This is a genomic window from Pseudomonas marginalis (assembly GCF_001645105.1).
GTDB classification, from domain to species: domain Bacteria; phylum Pseudomonadota; class Gammaproteobacteria; order Pseudomonadales; family Pseudomonadaceae; genus Aquipseudomonas; species Aquipseudomonas petroselini.
This window is the reverse complement of the sequence record NZ_LKEG01000016.1, coordinates 1-1,057: the sequence shown is the minus strand read 5'-3', so window position 1 is coordinate 1,057 and position 1,057 is coordinate 1. Positions and strand designations below refer to the sequence as shown.

2 protein-coding genes and 1 pseudogene are annotated in these 1,057 nt (G+C 52.1%); 2 read left to right on the top strand and 1 reads right to left on the bottom strand.

Annotation, left to right across the window (positions count from 1 at the left end; genetic code table 11):
• A pseudogene (locus AO064_RS31035) lies at positions 1-207 on the top strand (hypothetical protein); the annotation flags it as partial.
• A gap of 91 nt (positions 208-298) precedes the next feature.
• A complete protein-coding gene (locus AO064_RS02075; protein WP_064052240.1) occupies positions 299-682 on the top strand; it encodes a hypothetical protein in 384 nt (127 codons plus the stop codon).
• 288 nt (positions 683-970) lie between these two features.
• On the opposite strand, the gene AO064_RS31610 is transcribed toward AO064_RS02075, so the two are convergent.
• On the bottom strand, positions 971-1,048 hold the full coding sequence (locus AO064_RS31610; protein WP_156521562.1) for an SEC-C metal-binding domain-containing protein: 78 nt from the start codon (positions 1,046-1,048) through the stop codon (positions 971-973).
• Positions 1,049-1,057: the final 9 nt, after the last annotated feature.

Genomic DNA, 1,057 nt, shown 5'->3' with positions numbered 1-1,057 from the left:
CCCCCTTGGATGAATAACTGCGATGGCTGGGGTATGGAACGCGTCGTTAAGGTGACTGTTGGTGATGATAATTGCGACTTTGAAGTCAGCCTGATCGAGGTGGACGGTGGGGCTGTTTACCACAACTCACACCGCCCAGGTTTTCAAATCCAGTCACTACAAAACTGCCGGCCAATTTTTCTCCAAACCATGATTCGATCAGCCTGAAACTTACCAAGAGTCCCCCACGATACCAGCGTCTCTGGTTGCGTGTGAAATTCCTGATAACGCCATATGGACTGCCCATTGGAGCGCAAAGATGCTCGACACTATTGATGTAAATTTTCACGGAAAACGCCACACAGATTTTGATCTCAAACGAATTATAAAAGCCCAGGAGCAAGGTTTTGACTTGCCAGTGACCGCCTACCTCTGCGGTGTTTCGATCAGGTCACGAGCAGGCATCGGTGTGGTGTTTGGCCACAAGCGTAAAGACCAGTATGGGCGGTTTGGCGATGGCCACCTGATCAGGACGTCGGACGTTTTGAAAGTCGAGCGTGAAGGCAGGTTTTGGGTGATGACAACCGTGAATTCGCGTTATGTGCTCGCGACCTTCCAGCGTGATAATGGACGTGCGAGCCTCCGCCAATACCTTCGACTTTCTAGTGCTCAGCATCATCTATCCCCGAACCTGCTGCAATAAAGGCGTGCCTCCTATGATCGGCCTATGACTAAAGGATCCGGAGACTGTATGTCGAGCATGTTGATGAGAGCGGGCGAAACGATCTTTATTGCATCAGGTGTTGATGACCATCCTGTTTCGTAGTCGATGGCTATTCACATCCCTACCGGGCTTGCCCCCTTTTGGGGGCTGACTGGCGTGACCAATCCCTGACTGCACCAGGTTTTGGCCCTATGGGCTTTCATTCTCAGGCCTTTGGCCCCAGAGGGCCGGCGCGCTCCGCGTGCTTTAGGCAGCCAATGAGCGCTTTTATAGGCAGCACCTCTTGTATTTTGAGCCGCTTCCACAAGGACATTGGTCGTTGCGCCCATGTCTCTTTGGAACCAATGCTCTCTC